A 15,869-nucleotide genomic window follows, 5' to 3' on the forward strand; every position below is an offset into this window, starting at 1 on the left:
CGACGGCGGGGGCGGCGCGGCGGGCGGTCATGGTAGACGGACCTCGGCACGGGCCGCTTCGAATAAAACGGCCGTCATCTGAAGGCGGCGACGAGAGGGCTCGCCGTCTCTTCCTCCGGTGCTTCGGAGGTCACTTCCTGCGCGGCGAGGAAGAACATGCCGCGGTGCAGCACCGGCAGCGCGTCCTCGGCCAGGCCGATCTCCTGCTCGCTGGTCTGGGCCGGGTGGCGTTCGTAGACCGTGCGCTTGCCGGTCTTCCGGTCGTAGCGCAGCAGGGCACCGCCCTTCTCGCCCGTGGGCGGCTCGTAGCCGACGAAGTCGCCGTCGACGGTGCCGGCAAGCACCAGTTCCCGCTTGTCCTCGGGTTCGCCGACCCAGACGGCGGCGCCGGTCTTCAGGTCGTGGGCGAGGACGGAGTTGACGGTGGCACCGCCGTCGCCGGCGGAACTGTGGGACTCGCCCTGCACGTAGACGGCGTCGTCGCTGACGACGATGCCCGGGCAGAGCGCGTTCTGGTCGCTGCAGATGTAGCGCGCCTGCCGCTTCATGTCGATGCGTACGGGTTTCCTGCCCTCGCCTTCGAGGTGCATCAGGAACTCGACCTCGCCCGTCTCCTCGCGGCCGAGCGCCACGACGAGCGGCGAGGTCGACGGGATCTTGAGCGCTTCGAGGTCACCGGGCACGTCCCAGGTCCAGTCCGGTTTGCCCGTCTTCGGGTCGTACACCCAGACCTCGCTGCTGCCGAGGTTGTCGCAGTAGCCGGTGACGACCAGCTGCTCGCCGCCGCGCATCCCCTTGGCGCCGCACTCGCTGGTCGGCGAACTCCCGTGCAGCCGCTTCCTGTCGTCGATGCGGTAGACGGACCAGCCGCTGAGGGAGGCGATGCCGACGGTGTTCTCGGTGACGGCCACTTCGCCCGCCTCGAAACGTTCCGGGTCGTCCGGGTCGGTGAGCTGCCGCGTCCACAGCCGCTTCCCCTCCTCCAGGTCGACGACGGTCAGCGAGCGGCACTCGTCGCCGTGCTGTACGGCGGCCCTGCCCGCGGCGGACTCGACGGAGGTGCCGCAGACCCGCCCCTGGAGCGGAACGCCCCACCTCTTCTTGCCGGTTGCGAGGTCGTGCGCCACCACCTCGTCCGGCTGCGTCTTCACGACCGCCTCGTCCGTGAACCAGGTGCCGGGCGCCGGTGCCTGCTCGGGCGCCTGGCGCGCGGGCTTCGTCCAGGCGATCCCGGCACTCGCACGGTGCTCGGGGAGCGGTGAGTCGTCGCGTGCCGCGGGCCCGGACTCCGAGCCCGTACGGGAACCGTCCCGGGCGATCAGCCAGCCGCCGGTGCCGAGTCCGGCCGCGAGCAGGACGGCGAGGACGGTGAGCAGGGCGTTGCGGCGGCGACGGCCGCCCCCGCCGCCGGACGGCCCGGTCCCGCCGGGCGGGACCGGCGGCCCGAACCCCGGGGGCGGGGTCGGGGTGTCCCACTGCGGGGGTATCAACTGGTGCCGCGGGGCCACCGGCTCGTGCACCCACGATCGTAACCCGCAGGTTTCGTCGGCGGCGACAGAGGTGTATACGAGCCAGGGCCGCCGCCACCGCTGTCGCCGCCGCGCGTGCTGTGCGCGGCGACGCCGCCGGAGACGGGGCTCGCGGGGCGGGACGCACCGCCGCCGTCCCCGGCCGCTCCGCCGCCACCGCCTCCGCTGCCGCCGCCTCCGCCGCGCGCGCCGTGGGTGTTGATGCCCTGCCGGAGCGTCGTGGCGGGGGACGCGACGATCGCGGCGGACGTACGGGACGCCGCGTCCTGGCTCGCGTTGCGGTAGTTGACGATCTCGTCGCCGAAGCCGGGCACGAAGCGGTAGATCATCGCGGAGGCGAAGATGGCGAGAATGATGATCGCCAGCCCGGACACGATGGCCGAAACCGAGTTCGGCCCCTCCGACGTCGTCAGCGCGCCCGCCAGGCTCAGTACGATCATGATGACCGGCTTGACGAGCACCACCGCGATCATGAGGCCCGCCCAACGGCGCACCTTGCCCCACAGGTTCTTGTCCACCAGCCCCGCGTACACCGCCGTGCCGAGCAGCGCCCCGACGTACAGCAGCGTCGCCCGCAGCACCAGCTCCAGATAGAGCACGCCGGCGGCGAGGACGGAGATCAGCGACACCAGTATCAGCATGATCGGCCCGCCGCCGATGCCCGTGCCCTTCTCCAGGGCCTCGGCGAACGTACCGAAGAACGCGTCCGTGTCACTGCTCGTGCCCGTCGCGATGGCCGCCGTCACGGAGTCGGTCGCGGTGACGACGGTGTACAGCACCAGCGGCGTGAACGCGGACGCCAGCACGACCAGCCACAGAAAGCCGATCGCCTCGGTGAACGCCTCCACGAACGGCACGCCGCGCACGGCCCGCTTGGCCACCGCGAGCAGCCACAGGACGAGCGTGAGGATGGTCGACGCGGCGAACACGATGGCGTACTGGCGGAGGAACGAGGTGTTGGTGAAGTCGACCGTGGACGTCTCGTTGACCAGGTCCGACAGCTTGTGGATGGTCCACGCGGCGGCCTCGGCGAAGCCCTTGGCGAGGGAGTTGAGGGGGTCGACGAGATACTCGGGCTCGGGCTGCTCACCGCCGCCTCCGCCGCCGCCACCGTCGTCCTCGCAGAAATCCCTGGCCGGTCCGCGTACCTCGTCGCACGCGTCGTCCTCCGGCTTGGGCGACGGTGCCGCCGCGGCACGGGTTGCCAGGACCAGCCCGGCGGCCTGACCTCCTGCCACGAGGGAAGCCACGGTCAGGAACCGCCGTGTGTCAACGGGCATAGGTGAACCCTCCGAACCCTTCCACGGCCTCACTCATCTCCTCGGCACGAGAGGCTTGTTGGTCCCTGCCGACAGGCGTCGGGCCGTCCTTCTGCTTGAAGTCGACCACCTTCCAGTCGTCACCGGCCCGTTTGAGATCGAAGGTGGTGGTGTACCAGCTCTCCGAGACGGGGTTCTTGGAATCGGTGCCCGCGAGCCCGAAAAGCGACGAGTACCAGACGCTGACCTTGGCGCTGCCCTCGTCGTACTCCTGCGTCTGCGTGCCCACGGGGATCACGCGGGAGATGAAGGTGAGGCCCGAGGGAGTCGACCCGTCGCTCTTCAGCCCGATGCGCTTCAGGAACGCGGCGTCCCCGTAGACCTTGTCCAGCGAGGCCTTGCGCGTGGCCGCGATGTCGGGGGCGTAGACGGCGTCGACGATCTGGCTCCTGCTCGCGCTGTCGAACATGCCGTCCCCGCCGAGGGCCACCATGTAGTTCGCCGCCGCACTCTGCGCCCCCTGCTCCGACTGCGCGAAGCCGGACGGGATGCCCGTGGCGGCGTTCTTGTCCGTTACGGGCTCGCGGCCCGTCGGGGCCGTCGGCTGGGCGGCGGCGTCCTTGCCGTCGTCCGCGCGGGTGCCGCCGGAGTCCGAACCGCCGCCGTCACCGCTGCGGTTGGCGAACGCGATCGCCGCGATGAGCAGCACCACGACGCCCACCACGGTGACCAGGCTGCGGCCGGGGCGGCCGGCGGAGCGTCTGCCGACGCCGTACACGTCGCCGTCCTCGCCCGGCAGCCGCGTGCGCGTCCCCAGGCGGCCGGTGCCGCCCGCGGAGTCGCCGGCCGAACCGCGTCTTCTCGACGGGCCCGTCTCGCCGCCCGTACGACCGCGCTCGTCGTACCCGTCGCCGCCGATGCTCATGCCGGACGTGCTCCCTCAACGCTCATGCCGGACGTGCCCCTCAACTCTCAGCAACTCTCAGTCAGTCAACCGCCGTCACTGCATTGTCCCCTCACACGACGTTAGCGGGGGTACCGGCTGCGTGGGTCCAGTGAGACGGAGGGACCGGGGCATCTCCTCGGATTGCCGGAGGCAGCCGGGGGCGCAGCGGTCGCACACCCGTACCAACGTGCGCTCCCGCCCCCGGCGGCACCCGCGGCACCCCGGCCGGCGGCACGCGACCGAAATCTGTCGCGTGCACCGGATCTTGCCGAGGCGGTCCGGATCTGTCGTGACAGGGCGCGCGGGGCCGATCTACGATCGGAGGACGGCATCGCGCGTCGGTCACCGGCCGGGTGAGGCGTGGAGGTGCCCGTGAGATGCCTGACGGAGGCATTCCACCGTGTCAGTCGAGTTGAATCACACCATCATTCACGCCCGTGACAACCGGGCTTCCGCCGAATTCCTGGCGCACATCCTCGATTTGGAGACCGGGGCCGAGTGGGGCCCGTTCATCCCCGTGCAGACCAGCAACGGCGTCACCCTGGACTTCGCGTCCATCGATCCCGAGTCGATCGTCATGCAGCACTACGCGTTCCTCGTGACCGAGGAGGAGTTCGACGGGATCTTCCAGCGGATCAAGGACGGCGGTGTCGAGTACGCCGCCGATCCGCACTGGAAGCGGCCCGGCGAGATCAACCACAACGACGGCGGGCGCGGCGTGTACTTCATGGATCCCGCCGGTCACGGCATGGAAGTGATCACGCGCCCGTACGGCGGATGGGACGCCGTAGGCGCGTAGGCGCGTAAGCACGTAGGCGCCTAGGCGCGTAAGGGCAGCCGTGTCCGGTCCACCGTAAGGGCCACCGTGCCCCGCATCAGTCCACTGTCGTCCGATTGGACCTGTTGGGCCGGTGCGGGGCACGGCTAGCTTTCCCGCATGTCCGCCACATCGCGCGCCACGCGTATCCACATCGTCGACGCCTTCACCGCCCGCCCGTTCGCCGGGAACCCGGCGGGTGTCTGCCTGCTGCCCGCCGGGGACTGGCCGGAGGAGGCGTGGATGCAGCAGGTCGCCGCCGAGGTGAACCACTCGGAGACGGCGTTCGCCCGGCCGCGGCCCGAGGCGGCCGGCGGGGAGTCCGCGGTGGACTGGGAGTTGCGCTGGTTCACTCCCGTCATGGAGACCAATCTCTGCGGCCATGCCACATTGGCCACCACGCACGTGCTCCGTATGGAACGGGGCATCGCCGGGACCGTACGGTTCCACAGCCGCTTCAGCGGCGTCCTCGTCGCCCATGCCGAACCGGAGGGTGACATCACGCTGGACTTCCCCGCCGCACCCGGCACCGAGAGGCCGGTGCCCGACGGGCTGGCGGCGGCGCTGGGCGCCGAGCCCCAAGCCACGTACGGCACCGGCGCGTTGGGCGACCTGCTGGCCGTCCTCGAGGACGAGGACGCCGTACGGGCCGCGCGCCCCGATCCGGACGCGCTGGCGGCGGTCGTGCGCGAGGCGGGGCTGCGCGGCGTCATGATCACGGCGCCGGCGAGTACGGACAGGCTCGGCTACGACTTCGTCTCCCGCTTCTTCTCGCCGAACGAGGGCATCGCCGAGGACCCCGTAACCGGCAGCGCCCACACGGCGCTCGCCCCGTACTGGTCGGCGCGACTGGGCCGCGACGGGCTCACGGGCCTCCAGGCGTCACCGCGTTCGGGGCTGGTACGCACCGCCGTGCGCGGCGACCGCGTACATCTGACGGGCGGCGCCGTCACGGTCCTGGACGGCACGCTGCACGTGTGACCGACCACGGGCCCGCGGATATTCCGTTGCCCGGCGGCCCGTCGGCGGTTACGTTCCGGGTTCCGGATGCACGGAAGGACCGGACAGGGAGGGAGGTGTACGGCTCATGCGCACGCCCGAGCCGCAGCAGCGCCAGCGCAGCACTGCCACCTTCCACCACCTCACCACGGAGACGTCTTGTCCTCTCGCACTACGGGTCGCACTACGGTCGACACGCCCCGCATCACCCCGCTGACCGACCCCGGCGCCGATCCCGGCCCCGGCGCTTCCGCGTCGCCGCAGGCCGCGGAACCCCCGTCCAGCCACCGTCTCGCGTGGCTCGCGTCCGACGCCGCGGGCGTGCCCCTCGGGTCCGCGTTCCTGCGGCTGTTCCACCGGGACGGGCAGCGCCATCTCGCCGAGCTGCGGCTCGCCGTCCACCCCGCCGAACGGCGGGCGGGCGTCGGGTCCCGGCTGCTCGACGCGGCGGTCGGCGCCGCGCGGGCCGAAGGGCGCGGGCGCGTCCTCGCGCAGGCCGAGGCGGGTTCGGCCGGCGAACGGTTCCTGGCCGCCCGCGGGTTCCGTACGGTCCTCACGCTGACCTTCGCCCGCCTGCCGCTGTCCACCGGGGCCGGACCGGCCGACCTGCCCGGACCGGCGGCAGCCGCCCGCCGGCCGCATCCGGGCTACCGGCTGCGGTCCTGGGCCGGGACCGTCCCGGACGAACTGGCCGGTACCTTCGCCGACTCGCGTCGCGCCATGGACGACATGCCCATGGACGACACGGACTACGGCACCGTCGAGTGGGACGTGGCCCGCGTCCGCGAGGTGGCCGAGGCGGTCGCGGCCCGCGGCGACCTGCTGTACACCGTCGCCGCGGTCGACGAGTCGGACGGCACCATCGCCGGGTTCACCGAACTCGTGGTGCCGGGCGACGGCAGGGGCGACGGCCAGCACTACGGGACCGGCGTGCTGCCGGAGCACCGCGGGCGCGGGCTGGGGCGCCGGATGAAGGCCGAGTCCGTACGGCAGGTGCGCGAGCGGCACCCCGGACTGAGCGGTCTGCTGACGGACACCGCCGACAGCAACCCGTACATGCGGGGCATCAACGACGCGCTGGGTTACGTGCCGACGCACCGCGCGGTGGAGTGCCAGCTCGACCTGTAGCCGGGGCGGAAGGGCGCCCACGCGGGGTTACGCCCGCGCGGTCGCAACCCCGCGCGGGCGTACCGGCGCGCGGAACCGCGGGCGCACCGGGCGGCTCAGCCGCCGAAGCTGGTGCGCTCGAGCCAGAAGTCCAGCAGCACGGGGTCGCCCAGCACCTCGACGCGGTCGCTGTCCGGCGCCAGCCTGCGGTAGAAGACGAGGAGCACGTCGGTGAGCGGCCCGCGCAGCGCCGTCGTCGCGGTGCCGTGCGTACGGTGCCACAGCGGGCCGTCCGGGCCCAGCTCGATCAGCCACTCCGCCCTGACGCCGCTCCCGTCCTCGCCCCCGCCCGTGTCCGTCGCGTGCAAGTGGAGGCTGTCCCCGGCCCGTTCGCGCAGCTGGAGCAGCTGCTCGTCGTACGCCTGGGCCTCCGGACTGCACACGATGTCCAGCCACTCGTCCACGCAGTCCGCCGCCACCTCGGGCGCGACCTCGTACGGCTGTCCCGCCGCCAGGCAGGCGTCGGCGCGGTGGACGACCGTCTCGTGCGTCATACGGCGCGCCCAGAAGACCGTGCTCTGCTCCTCCGACCAGGTCCACAGGCGTGCTTCCGGTCCGGCGTCCCGCAGCGCGCCCGCGAGGAGTTCGGCGCCTTCGGCGAGCCACTCGTCGAGGGCCGCGGCATCCGCCGCCGCCTCGTGCTTCGGGGGCGGCCCCTCGAACTCCGGCACCGCCTCGTCCGGGACTTCCTCCTGCGCCCGCGTACGGACGATCTCGTGCACCCAGCGGTGCGCGCCGCCCAGGTGGACGGCCAGTTCGCGGAGGGTCCAGTCCGGGCAGCTCGGCACCTGGGCGGACGGGTCGGCACCGGCGAGGGTCTCCCGGAACAGCCGCGTCTGCCGGAGGATTTCGGAGCGGTACCGCTCGAAGGGCAGTGAGGTCGACACCATGGGCCGCAGGTTACGTGCTGTGTCCTCCCGGCGCCGTTCCATTTAGCGGCCTGTTGGCGCCCGGTTGGCGCTCGGCTGGTGCCTCAATGGCCACCCGAAGTGGCCGCCCCTGGTGAACGAGCGTGAACCTGCCGCACAACTCCTGTTCAATGGCAGGCTGTTGTAGGCTAATGGCCGTGTCCAGTGACAGCATGGCAGCAGATGGACAACGAAGCCCGCGGGATGTCGTCGCGGAAGGGCTGCGGCGCCGCATCTCCCGCGGCGAGCTGCGGATAGGCCAGCAGATTCCCACTCAGGCGGACCTCAGCGAGCAGTTCTCGGTGCCGCGCGGCGCCGTGCGCCGCGCCCTCGAACTCCTGGAACGGGAAGGGCTGATCAAGCGCGCCCGCCAGGGCACCCCCGCCGAGGTCGTGCAGAACGTGCCCGACCGCCCCGCGGCGCCGGGCGAGGCGCCGTTCGGCCGCCAGCACGTGCCGCGTACGGCCGGGCTGGAGCTCACCGAACGGGTCGCCAGGGCGTTCCGCGGCACCCACGTCAGCATCGACGCGTACTGCGCGAGCGGGGAGACGCTCGCTTCCGCGCTGGCCGGCCCGGTGGTCGCGGTGACCGCCGGGAAGCCGCGCCCGCAGTCGCTGCGCGTCCGCATCCTGCTGCCGGACCCGGACAATCCGCTGGCGTTGCCGCAGGTCGTCGGTGATCCGCTGGACGGCAGGCCGCGCGAGCGGCTGCGCGAGGTGACCGAGCACATCTGGGGTTCGCTGCGGCACTCGCTGCGGATGCTGGAGGTACGGGAGCTGGTGCCGGAGGTCCGGGTGGAGGCGCGGAAGGTGTCGATCACGCCGACCCAGCGGGTGTTCATCCTGAACGGCGAGGAGGTCCTCACCGGGCACTACCAAGTGCTGCCGCGCCGCGTGGAGCTCAGCCGCGATCCGATGGAGATCTACGACATGCTGGGCCTGGACGGCATCCTCTTCCGCCACACGGCGGTGCCGGGAGACCAGGTGACGGAGGCGTACGTACAGCAGACGAAGCTGTGGTTCGACTCGCTCTGGGACACCATCGCCCGCCCCATGGAGCCTTAGTCATGAGGCGGTGCGTGTGTGTTCGTGGGCGCTACGGCCTCACTGGCGGTCCGCGATCAGCATCAGTACGAGCAGCACGCTCGTCACGCAGACCAGGTTCTGGGGCATCGGATTCCGCCGAAGTCCCCGCGCAAGCACAGTGATCAGGGTGACCACCATGGCACCGTGCCAGCCAATCGTCACAGCCAGGTCAACGGCGACCTGGAACAGCAGCTCAATGAGCAGATTTGTGCGGACCAATGCCGCCATGGCCCTCACCTCCTGCGGATCACGTCCTTCCGAGTGGAATACCTTCGGTTGGTATCCCCGTTGGCAGTAACTCTTCATTGAGGCACTGCCATTGGTCGCGTACTTCGTAGATTCGACTCCTACCCCTGACCAACCCTGACCAACTCCGAACGACCGGACCAGCCTGACCGGAGACGGCCGACCCGTCGGCGGCATGACGCGGGCAAGGTACGGGCATCCGCCGAGATGACCGGAAGTTGCGGCCATCTGTCCCGGTGTGAACGGCAGTTGTAGCCTCGGCAAGTGGCTTCGACGACTGCGGGCAAGAGCGGGGACGCGGGGGACACGGGGGCCGACGGAAGCGTCGAAATTCCCCGGTACCGGCGGGTTGCGGACGATCTCCGAGCCATGATCCTGGACGGCAGAATCGGGCAGGACCGGCCGCTGCCGAAGCAGCAGCAGCTCCAGCGCCGCTACCGCGTGGGCAGGGGCACCGTGCAGAGCGCGCTGCAACTGCTGCGCGAGGAGGGGCTGATCGAGGAGGGCGTGCCGGGGCGGGCCGCGCGGGTGGCTCAGCAGGGCAGCAGCCTGCAGCCGCTGGCGCACCACATCGCGCGCGCGTTCTCGGCGAAGCACGTGTCGCTGGACGTGTGGTCACTGACGGTGGAGACGCTCAGCAAGGCGATCCAGAACCAGGCCGCGGAGATACGGCAGGGCGAGCAGCGCCCGGAGTCCATCGCCGTCCGGGTGCTGCTGCCCGACCTGGAGACCCGGCATCCGTATCCGCGGCACGTGGACGACCCCGACGACCCGCGCCCGCTGCAACGGCTGCGGCACGTCATCCGCACGTACGCGGGCGCGCTGGAGCACTCGCTGACGACGCTCGCCGAGGCGCACCTCGTGGAGGACGTACGGGTGGAGATCCGGGGCATGCCGACGATCCCCGGAGAGAAGCGCTACATCATCAACAACGCGGAGATCCTCACCGGCTTCTACAGCATCCGCCGCAGCCACATGTACAACAACCCGGACGGCGCGACGCTCGACATCCTGGAGCTGTACAGCGACGGCAGCCTGTTCCCGTTCACCCGGAGCGCGCCGGGCGCGTCACCGCTGGACGACGCCCGGTTCGAGCAGATCCGGCAGTGGTTCGACACCCGCTGGGAGCAGGTGGCCAGGCCGCTGCCGCTGAGCGGCTGACGCCGGACACCCGGCGGCAGCCGGCGACAACCTGCGGCAGCCGACGACGGAAAGCGGGCGGCGAGCTGCGGGGTGACGGGCGGCGGCGGAATTCGGCCGAAATTCAGCCGAATATCGGCCGAAAGCAGCCCCGGCCTACACCGCCATGCCGTAGACGATCGTGAAGAGCGTGCCGAGTGAGCCGATGATGAACACGCCCGTGAGCCCCGCGACGATCAGCCCCTTCCCTTGCTCCGCGCTGAACGTGTCGCGCAGCGCCGTCGCACCGATGCGCTGCTTGGCAGCGCCCCAGATCGCGATGCCGAGGCAGATGAGAATGGCGACCGCCATCACGACCTCGATCATCACCCGTGCTTCGTTGCCCAGTGACCCGAACGGCCCCCAGTCGGGGGCGATTCCACCGATGATGGTGGTGATGTCACCCTTCTCAGCTGCCAGGATCATGCGTAACTCACCGCCCCGCTCGGAATGTTGGTTTTGGTGTGACTTGACGTCAGGGACGCCCGGCGCGGTCGCCCCGCGCACTCCTATGACTCTACCGCTGTCTTGTGACATCACGGGCTATCTGGGGGATGGTTGAGACGTGCGGAAGGTGTGGGTGGGAGTCGGGGCCGGGGCCGCGGTGTTGTCGGGGCTCATGGCACTGCTTGTCGTGGGCACGTATGTGGCCGCCTCCTCGATCATGGGTGGCGGGGGCGGCGGACGCCCGACCGGACTGGCGAAGGGCACCGTGCCCGCCGCGTACCAGGATCTGGTGCGCAAGTGGGGGCAGTTGTGCCCGGAGATCAGCCCGGCGCTGCTGGCCGCGCAGCTGTACCAGGAGAGCGGCTGGCGCCCGGACGCGCAGAGCCCCGCCGAGGCGCAGGGCATCGCGCAGTTCATCCCGGGCACGTGGGCGACGCACGGGATAGACGGCGACAAGGACGGCGACAGGGACGTCTGGGACCCGAAGGACGCGATCCCGTCCGCCGCCTCGTACGACTGCGAGCTGGCGGACTACGTCGGGGACGTGCCCGGCAATCCGACGGAGAACATGCTCGCGGCGTACAACGCGGGCGCGTACCGCGTGATCCAGTACCAGGGCGTCCCGCCGTACTCGGAGACGCAGAACTACGTGCAGGTGATCCAGAAGCTCGAGAAGAGCTTCGCCGCGAACAAGGGCCGCGTCGACCCGTCCAAGCAGGCCGCCGGCGCCATCAACTACGCGCAGGAGAAGCTCGGCACGCCGTATCTGTGGGGCGGCGACGGTACGCCCGAGGACGGCGGCCGGTTCGACTGCTCCGGGCTGTCCAAGGCGGCGTACAAGGCCGTGGGCATCGAGCTGCCGCGCCTCGCCAGCGCGCAGTGGAACACCGGCCCGCACCCGGGGCGCGACGAACTCCTCCCGGGCGACCTGGTCTTCTTCGCACACGACCTGAACGACCCCGCGTCGATCCACCACGTCGGGATCTACGTAGGCGACGGTCAGATGATCGACGCGCCGTACACGGGCGCGAAGATCCGCTTCGACCCGATCGACTCCCCGGACTACTTCGGGGCGACACGGCCGACGGCGGACTGACGGGCACCGGTTCGTGCCGCGCGGCCGCGACCCGGCCGCCGCCGAGCCGAAGCACAACCGACAGAAGTCGCAAAGGATTGTGAACTCTCTGTGAGGCGCAGGCCCTGAGCTGCGCGGATGGGTCTCCCTTCGATAACGTCAGGGTGATCTTTCGGTGGAGACAGGAACGTCTGGCGGGGTGCCGGGCGTTCTCTCGTGCGGAATGGGCATTCCGTAATCACGACCACGGGGGTACGGGGATCGGCAGCGCAGTTCGACTAGGAGTGAAGGGGCCGTACCGCGATGGCTGGATGGGACAACCCCGACGTCGACCTGCTCTATGACATCAACGGGCTCGCCAAGGACGCACCGGCGTGGGCGGACCGTGCGGCGGGTCACATCGGCGAGTACGGCATCCTCGCCGCGCTCGTCCTCGTCGCCTGCTGGGCCTGGTGGTCCGTACGGCGGCGCAGCGCCGACCGTGAGACGGCCGTCACGTCGATGGCCGCGCTGATCTGGGGACCGCTCGCGGCGGGCATCGCGGTGCTGGTGAACATCCCGGTGCGCGGACTGGTGGAGCGGCCGCGCCCGTTCCGCGAGCACAAGGGGCTGGAGGTGCTGGCGACCGGGAAGAACGACTTCTCGTTCGTGAGCGACCACGCGACGCTCGCGATGGCGCTCGCCGTCGGACTCTTCATGGTGAACCGCCGGTTCGGCCTGGTCGGCCTCGCGCTGGCGCTCCTCGAGGGCTTCTGCCGCGTGTACATGGGCGTGCACTACCCCACGGACGTCATCGGCGGGCTCGCGCTCGGCACGGCGGCGGCCCTGCTGCTCGCGCCCGTCGCGCTGTGGCTGCTGACCCCGCTGGTGCGGACGGTCGCGGGCTCGGCCCGCGTGGGCGGCCTCGTGTGGGCCCCTGCGGCAGGCGTCGCCGCGGTCGCGGCCGACGGCGGCGCGGACGGTACGGGTGCCCGTACGGGCGGCACTGGCGGCAGCGGCGAGGGCGAGCCCGCGTCGGACCCGGGCGACGAGCGTGCGGGCGCCGGCAAGCCGTACGACGGCGACCTGGCGGCGTAACGGGCGTAAGGGCGTAACGGCGTAAGGGCCTAACGGGTGCAGCGCCCGGCGGCGCGGGCCCGCGCAGGCCGCGCCGCCCCGCGCTCCCGCCGTGCCCCCGCGCCCTACACCGTGCCCCTGTGCGCCGTCGCGTCCGACCGCGCGCGGTCCCTGGAGCGCCGGGCCGGACCCCGCCAGCCGCACCCGCAGCGCGCGTGCGAGAACGCGCCGTGCTCCACGGTGGTCGTGTCGTGGGCGGCCTCGTCCTGCGCCGCCGTCGCCTCGGGTCCTTGGGCGGCCGGGCCGGTGCCGGACCGGAATGCCATGCCGCTCGTGCTGTTCTCAGGGCGCACCCGTCCACCGTACTGCCAGGGCGGGGGCGCGAAGGAGAGCGTGACGGCTGCCGCGGGTCCTCGTTAGCGGAAGCGGAGCGAGTTACGAGGACGGGTTGTGGGGGTCGGCAGACACATGGTCGCGGGACGGCACGGGCGTAGGGGTGCGGCTGCGGCCGCCGCTGCCGGGGTGGGTGCCGCACTCGTCTGTACGGTCGTGGTCACCGGCTGCGCGACGACCGGCGCCGCCACGGACGGCCCCGACGGCGCCGGCGACGCCGACAACGCCGCCGACTCGGCCACCGCGGACGGCAAGCCGGAACGCGACCCGCTGGCGGCCGTACGCGGCGCCGCCGACGCGCTGGAGCGCGCGGGCACCTCCCGTACGCGGACCTCCGTACGCATGGCCAGCGGCGGCACCCGGGTCACGATCCGGGGCACGGGCGGCTTCGACTACGGCCGCAGGACCGGCCGTCTCGAGGTGTCGCGCCCGCAGGAGCCGTCCGGCGCGCCGACCGGGAAGCCGATCACGCAGCTGATCACGCCGGGCGCGCTGTACATGAAGAACCGCGGCGCCGGCGTGCCCGCCGACAAGTGGGTGCGCGTGGACACCACGACGCTGCCTGACGGGAACCTGGTCACCAGCGGTGCCACCGACCCGCTGACCGCCGCCGAACTGCTGCGCGGCGCCCGCGAGTTGAGCTACGTCGGTACGGAACGCATGGACGGCGCCGTCGTCCGGCACTACAGCGGGGTCACGGACCTGGGTGCGGCGGCGCGCGCGGCGACGGGCGCGGCACGCGAGCAACTGGCCGCGGCCGCGCGCGGATTCGCCGAGGACACCGTGTCGTTTGACGCCTTCCTCGATGGGCAGGCGCGCCTCAGGAAGGTGCAGCACCGGTTCACGTTCGGTGCCGCCGGCGACGGCAACGGTGGCGGCGGCAGCGGGCACGGCTCGGACACCACGGTGACGTCCACCACCGGGATGTTCGGCTTCGGTGCTCCGGTGGACGTCGCGATGCCGGCTCCGGAGGACATCTACACCGGGAAGATCGCCGCACCGTAGGCGGGCGGTACGGGCAGTCCCGAAATGGTTCGGAAGTGCCATGCGCGGAGGGTGCGCCCCTACCTACTCTGGGAATCCGGCGTTCCGGCGCCTCGGAGCACGAGGAGGTGGTGCGTGTGCCTGTACCGGTATCAGGGTCTGTGCCCGGCAACTCCCGCGGATCACGGAGCAGTGCGGTCCAGGACCATGTCGCCCTCGCCGAGATCGAGCTGTGCGGTGAGTTGATGATCGCGGCCGCGGCGGCGGAGCTGGCGGGCGAGGAACGGCTCAGCGTGGCGCGTATCGACGAGGTGCTGCGCGTGGTGGAACACGGACGCGACGACTCCGCGTGCCCGCCGCACGCGCGGTGCTGAGCGCGTGTCCGGCGCGGTGTCCGGTGCGCTGCCCGGCGTAGTGCTCAGCTCGGTGCCGCCGTCCCCTGCCCTCTGTACGATGCCCCGTTCTGTACGGGTACGTGGTGTATGTCCCGTACGCACCTCCGCGCAAGTCCCGTACGGGCGTGTCCCGTAGGCCGGAGCCGGGTACACGTGAGCCGGGTACGCGTGAGGCGGGTCACGTACGCAGCAGGCGCGCGATGGCGGCAGTGGCCTCCTCGACCTTGGCGTCCATCTCGCTGCCGCCGTCGATCGCCGCGTGCGCGACGCAGTGCCGCAGGTGTTCCTCCAGGAGCTGGAGCGCGAAAGACTGGAGTGCCTTGGTGGAAGCCGAGACCTGAGTGAGTATGTCGATGCAGTACACGTCCTCGTTGACCATCCGCTGGAGGCCGCGGACCTGGCCTTCGATCCGGCGGAGCCGTTTGAGGTGGGCGTCCTTGTCCTTCGTGTAGCCGTGTTCACCGGTCGCGGCGTGAGCAGAGCAACATTCGGCCGTCTTCGGATCGGCCGTCACGGCGGCGACGGGAGTGTTCTCGGCCGTTGTCATGGGGATCCTCCCGAAGGGGTGGAGAGAGGAGAAGGCGGTAACAGAGCGGGTCGTATACCCCCACTGGGTATACTATACCCCAATTTCCGGAGCCCCGTGTGGAGCCCGTCGTCCGATGGGTGACACTGGGGAACGCCGGTTCGCCGTGGCCGGATGATGCGCCTAGCATCATCGAGACCGACCCCCAGAGAAATCGATGCCCACCGAGGAACCCCTGTGCGCTTTCGTCTGACCCCAAGGGAGACGAGTTTCTACGACATGTTCGCCGCGTCGGCGGACAACATCGTGACCGGCTCCAAGCTGCTGATGGAACTGCTCGGGGCGGATTCCTCCGCGCGCGCCGAGATCGCGGAGCGGATGCGGGCCGCGGAGCACGCCGGGGACGACGCGACGCACGCGATCTTCCACCAGCTGAACTCCTCCTTCATCACGCCCTTCGACCGCGAGGACATCTACAAACTGGCCTCGTCGCTCGACGACATCATGGACTTCATGGAAGAGGCCGTCGACCTCGTCGTCCTCTACCAGATCGAGGAGCTGCCCAAGGGGGTCGAGCAGCAGATCGAGGTGCTGGCGCGGGCGGCCGAACTCACCGCCGAAGCCATGCCGCACCTGCGCACGATGGAGAACCTCACCGAGTACTGGATCGAGGTCAACCGCCTCGAGAACCAGGCCGACCAGATCCACCGGAAGCTGCTGGCGCACCTCTTCAACGGCAAGTTCGACGCCATGGAGGTCATGAAGCTCAAGCAGATCGTGGACTCGCTGGAAGAGGCCGCGGACGCGTTCGAGCACGTGGCCAACACCGTCGAGACCATCGCGGTCAAGGAGTCCTGA

The 15,869-nt window shown here is 71.0% G+C and carries 18 protein-coding genes; 10 read left to right on the forward strand and 8 right to left on the reverse strand.

Annotation, left to right across the window (positions count from 1 at the left end; translation table 11 throughout):
- Positions 1 to 74: 74 nt before the first annotated feature.
- The 3 genes from DVA86_RS24760 to DVA86_RS24770 are packed head-to-tail and all read right to left on the reverse strand — an operon-like array spanning position 75 to position 3,713.
- Positions 75 to 1,520: an outer membrane protein assembly factor BamB family protein gene (locus DVA86_RS24760; protein ID WP_208881562.1), complete on the reverse strand. Its 1,446-nt coding sequence runs from the start codon at positions 1,518 to 1,520 to the stop codon at positions 75 to 77.
- On the reverse strand, positions 1,487 to 2,809 hold the full coding sequence (locus DVA86_RS24765) for a hypothetical protein (RefSeq protein ID WP_208881563.1): 1,323 nt from the start codon (positions 2,807 to 2,809) through the stop codon (positions 1,487 to 1,489). The genes DVA86_RS24760 and DVA86_RS24765 overlap by 34 nt, the downstream gene beginning before the upstream one ends.
- Entirely contained in the window at positions 2,799 to 3,713 is a 915-nt protein-coding gene (locus tag DVA86_RS24770) for a hypothetical protein (RefSeq protein WP_208881565.1), read from the reverse strand. The genes DVA86_RS24765 and DVA86_RS24770 overlap by 11 nt, the downstream gene beginning before the upstream one ends.
- Positions 3,714 to 4,134: 421 nt before the next feature.
- On the opposite strand from DVA86_RS24770, the gene DVA86_RS24775 reads away from it, so the two are divergent.
- The 3 genes from DVA86_RS24775 to DVA86_RS24785 all read left to right on the forward strand — a co-directional run bounded on the left by DVA86_RS24775 (position 4,135) and on the right by DVA86_RS24785 (position 6,678).
- Positions 4,135 to 4,533 (forward strand): VOC family protein, encoded by a 399-nt coding sequence (locus DVA86_RS24775; RefSeq protein ID WP_208881566.1) that lies wholly within the window; start codon positions 4,135 to 4,137, stop codon positions 4,531 to 4,533.
- Positions 4,534 to 4,671: 138 nt separating this feature from the next.
- Positions 4,672 to 5,532, forward strand: a complete 861-nt coding sequence (locus tag DVA86_RS24780; RefSeq protein ID WP_208881567.1) for a PhzF family phenazine biosynthesis protein — start codon at positions 4,672 to 4,674, stop codon at positions 5,530 to 5,532.
- Positions 5,533 to 5,709: 177 nt separating this feature from the next.
- Positions 5,710 to 6,678 carry a GNAT family N-acetyltransferase gene (locus tag DVA86_RS24785; protein ID WP_245997084.1) on the forward strand — a complete coding sequence of 323 codons (969 nt, stop codon included), beginning with the start codon at positions 5,710 to 5,712 and terminating at the stop codon, positions 6,676 to 6,678.
- 95 nt (positions 6,679 to 6,773) lie between these two features.
- Here the strand turns inward: DVA86_RS24785 and DVA86_RS24790 are convergent, their stop codons facing one another.
- Positions 6,774 to 7,607 (reverse strand): maleylpyruvate isomerase family mycothiol-dependent enzyme, encoded by an 834-nt coding sequence (locus DVA86_RS24790; RefSeq protein WP_208881571.1) that lies wholly within the window; start codon positions 7,605 to 7,607, stop codon positions 6,774 to 6,776.
- A 176-nt stretch (positions 7,608 to 7,783) separates the two neighbouring features.
- Here DVA86_RS24790 and DVA86_RS24795 point away from each other — a divergent pair, with 176 nt between their 5' ends.
- A complete protein-coding gene (locus tag DVA86_RS24795; RefSeq protein ID WP_208881573.1) occupies positions 7,784 to 8,689 on the forward strand; it encodes a winged helix-turn-helix domain-containing protein in 906 nt (301 codons plus the stop codon).
- A 39-nt stretch (positions 8,690 to 8,728) separates the two neighbouring features.
- Here DVA86_RS24795 and DVA86_RS24800 read toward each other — a convergent pair whose 3' ends face one another.
- Positions 8,729 to 8,938, reverse strand: a complete 210-nt coding sequence (locus tag DVA86_RS24800) for a hypothetical protein (RefSeq protein ID WP_208881574.1) — start codon at positions 8,936 to 8,938, stop codon at positions 8,729 to 8,731.
- Positions 8,939 to 9,220: 282 nt separating this feature from the next.
- Between DVA86_RS24800 and DVA86_RS24805 the strand changes: the two genes are divergently transcribed.
- Positions 9,221 to 10,117 (forward strand): winged helix-turn-helix domain-containing protein, encoded by an 897-nt coding sequence (locus DVA86_RS24805; RefSeq protein WP_208881576.1) that lies wholly within the window; start codon positions 9,221 to 9,223, stop codon positions 10,115 to 10,117.
- Between the two features lie 135 nt (positions 10,118 to 10,252).
- Here DVA86_RS24805 and DVA86_RS24810 read toward each other — a convergent pair whose 3' ends face one another.
- Positions 10,253 to 10,561, reverse strand: coding sequence for a hypothetical protein (locus tag DVA86_RS24810; RefSeq protein WP_208885112.1), 309 nt, complete (start codon positions 10,559 to 10,561; stop codon positions 10,253 to 10,255).
- A gap of 193 nt (positions 10,562 to 10,754) precedes the next feature.
- Between DVA86_RS24810 and DVA86_RS24815 the strand changes: the two genes are divergently transcribed.
- A complete protein-coding gene (locus DVA86_RS24815; protein WP_208881578.1) occupies positions 10,755 to 11,678 on the forward strand; it encodes a C40 family peptidase in 924 nt (307 codons plus the stop codon).
- A 282-nt stretch (positions 11,679 to 11,960) separates the two neighbouring features.
- Positions 11,961 to 12,734 carry a phosphatase PAP2 family protein gene (locus DVA86_RS24820; protein WP_208881580.1) on the forward strand — a complete coding sequence of 258 codons (774 nt, stop codon included), beginning with the start codon at positions 11,961 to 11,963 and terminating at the stop codon, positions 12,732 to 12,734.
- Between the two features lie 104 nt (positions 12,735 to 12,838).
- Here the strand turns inward: DVA86_RS24820 and DVA86_RS24825 are convergent, their stop codons facing one another.
- Complete coding sequence (locus DVA86_RS24825) at positions 12,839 to 13,066, reverse strand: hypothetical protein (RefSeq protein ID WP_208885626.1); 228 nt, start codon at positions 13,064 to 13,066, stop codon at positions 12,839 to 12,841.
- A gap of 115 nt (positions 13,067 to 13,181) precedes the next feature.
- Here DVA86_RS24825 and DVA86_RS24830 point away from each other — a divergent pair, with 115 nt between their 5' ends.
- Positions 13,182 to 14,111 carry an SCO4651 family lipoprotein gene (locus DVA86_RS24830; protein ID WP_208885113.1) on the forward strand — a complete coding sequence of 310 codons (930 nt, stop codon included), beginning with the start codon at positions 13,182 to 13,184 and terminating at the stop codon, positions 14,109 to 14,111.
- Positions 14,112 to 14,227: 116 nt separating this feature from the next.
- The gene (locus DVA86_RS24835) at positions 14,228 to 14,464 is read left to right on the forward strand and encodes a hypothetical protein (protein ID WP_245997086.1); all 237 of its coding nucleotides are present in this window, start codon (positions 14,228 to 14,230) and stop codon (positions 14,462 to 14,464) included.
- A gap of 199 nt (positions 14,465 to 14,663) precedes the next feature.
- Here the strand turns inward: DVA86_RS24835 and DVA86_RS24840 are convergent, their stop codons facing one another.
- Positions 14,664 to 15,032, reverse strand: coding sequence for a metal-sensitive transcriptional regulator (locus DVA86_RS24840; RefSeq protein ID WP_245997088.1), 369 nt, complete (start codon positions 15,030 to 15,032; stop codon positions 14,664 to 14,666).
- A 216-nt stretch (positions 15,033 to 15,248) separates the two neighbouring features.
- On the opposite strand from DVA86_RS24840, the gene DVA86_RS24845 reads away from it, so the two are divergent.
- Positions 15,249 to 15,869: a DUF47 domain-containing protein gene (locus tag DVA86_RS24845; RefSeq protein WP_208881582.1), complete on the forward strand. Its 621-nt coding sequence runs from the start codon at positions 15,249 to 15,251 to the stop codon at positions 15,867 to 15,869.

The sequence above is a fragment of the Streptomyces armeniacus genome, from assembly GCF_003355155.1.
GTDB lineage: Bacteria > Actinomycetota > Actinomycetes > Streptomycetales > Streptomycetaceae > Streptomyces > Streptomyces armeniacus.

What these genes read in the sequence shown, in the direction of transcription:
- DVA86_RS24765 (WP_208881563.1), bottom strand. Translation starts at nt 2,809, where the DNA reads ATGCCCGTTGACACACGGCGGTTCCTGACCGTGGCTTCCCTCGTGGCA.
- DVA86_RS24770 (WP_208881565.1), bottom strand. Translation starts at nt 3,713, where the DNA reads ATGAGCATCGGCGGCGACGGGTACGACGAGCGCGGTCGTACGGGCGGC.
- DVA86_RS24780 (WP_208881567.1), top strand. Translation starts at nt 4,672, where the DNA reads ATGTCCGCCACATCGCGCGCCACGCGTATCCACATCGTCGACGCCTTC.
- DVA86_RS24790 (WP_208881571.1), bottom strand. Translation starts at nt 7,607, where the DNA reads ATGGTGTCGACCTCACTGCCCTTCGAGCGGTACCGCTCCGAAATCCTC.
- DVA86_RS24800 (WP_208881574.1), bottom strand. Translation starts at nt 8,938, where the DNA reads ATGGCGGCATTGGTCCGCACAAATCTGCTCATTGAGCTGCTGTTCCAG.
- DVA86_RS24810 (WP_208885112.1), bottom strand. Translation starts at nt 10,561, where the DNA reads ATGATCCTGGCAGCTGAGAAGGGTGACATCACCACCATCATCGGTGGA.
- DVA86_RS24815 (WP_208881578.1), top strand. Translation starts at nt 10,755, where the DNA reads ATGGCACTGCTTGTCGTGGGCACGTATGTGGCCGCCTCCTCGATCATG.
- DVA86_RS24820 (WP_208881580.1), top strand. Translation starts at nt 11,961, where the DNA reads ATGGCTGGATGGGACAACCCCGACGTCGACCTGCTCTATGACATCAAC.
- DVA86_RS24830 (WP_208885113.1), top strand. Translation starts at nt 13,182, where the DNA reads ATGGTCGCGGGACGGCACGGGCGTAGGGGTGCGGCTGCGGCCGCCGCT.
- DVA86_RS24840 (WP_245997088.1), bottom strand. Translation starts at nt 15,032, where the DNA reads ATGACAACGGCCGAGAACACTCCCGTCGCCGCCGTGACGGCCGATCCG.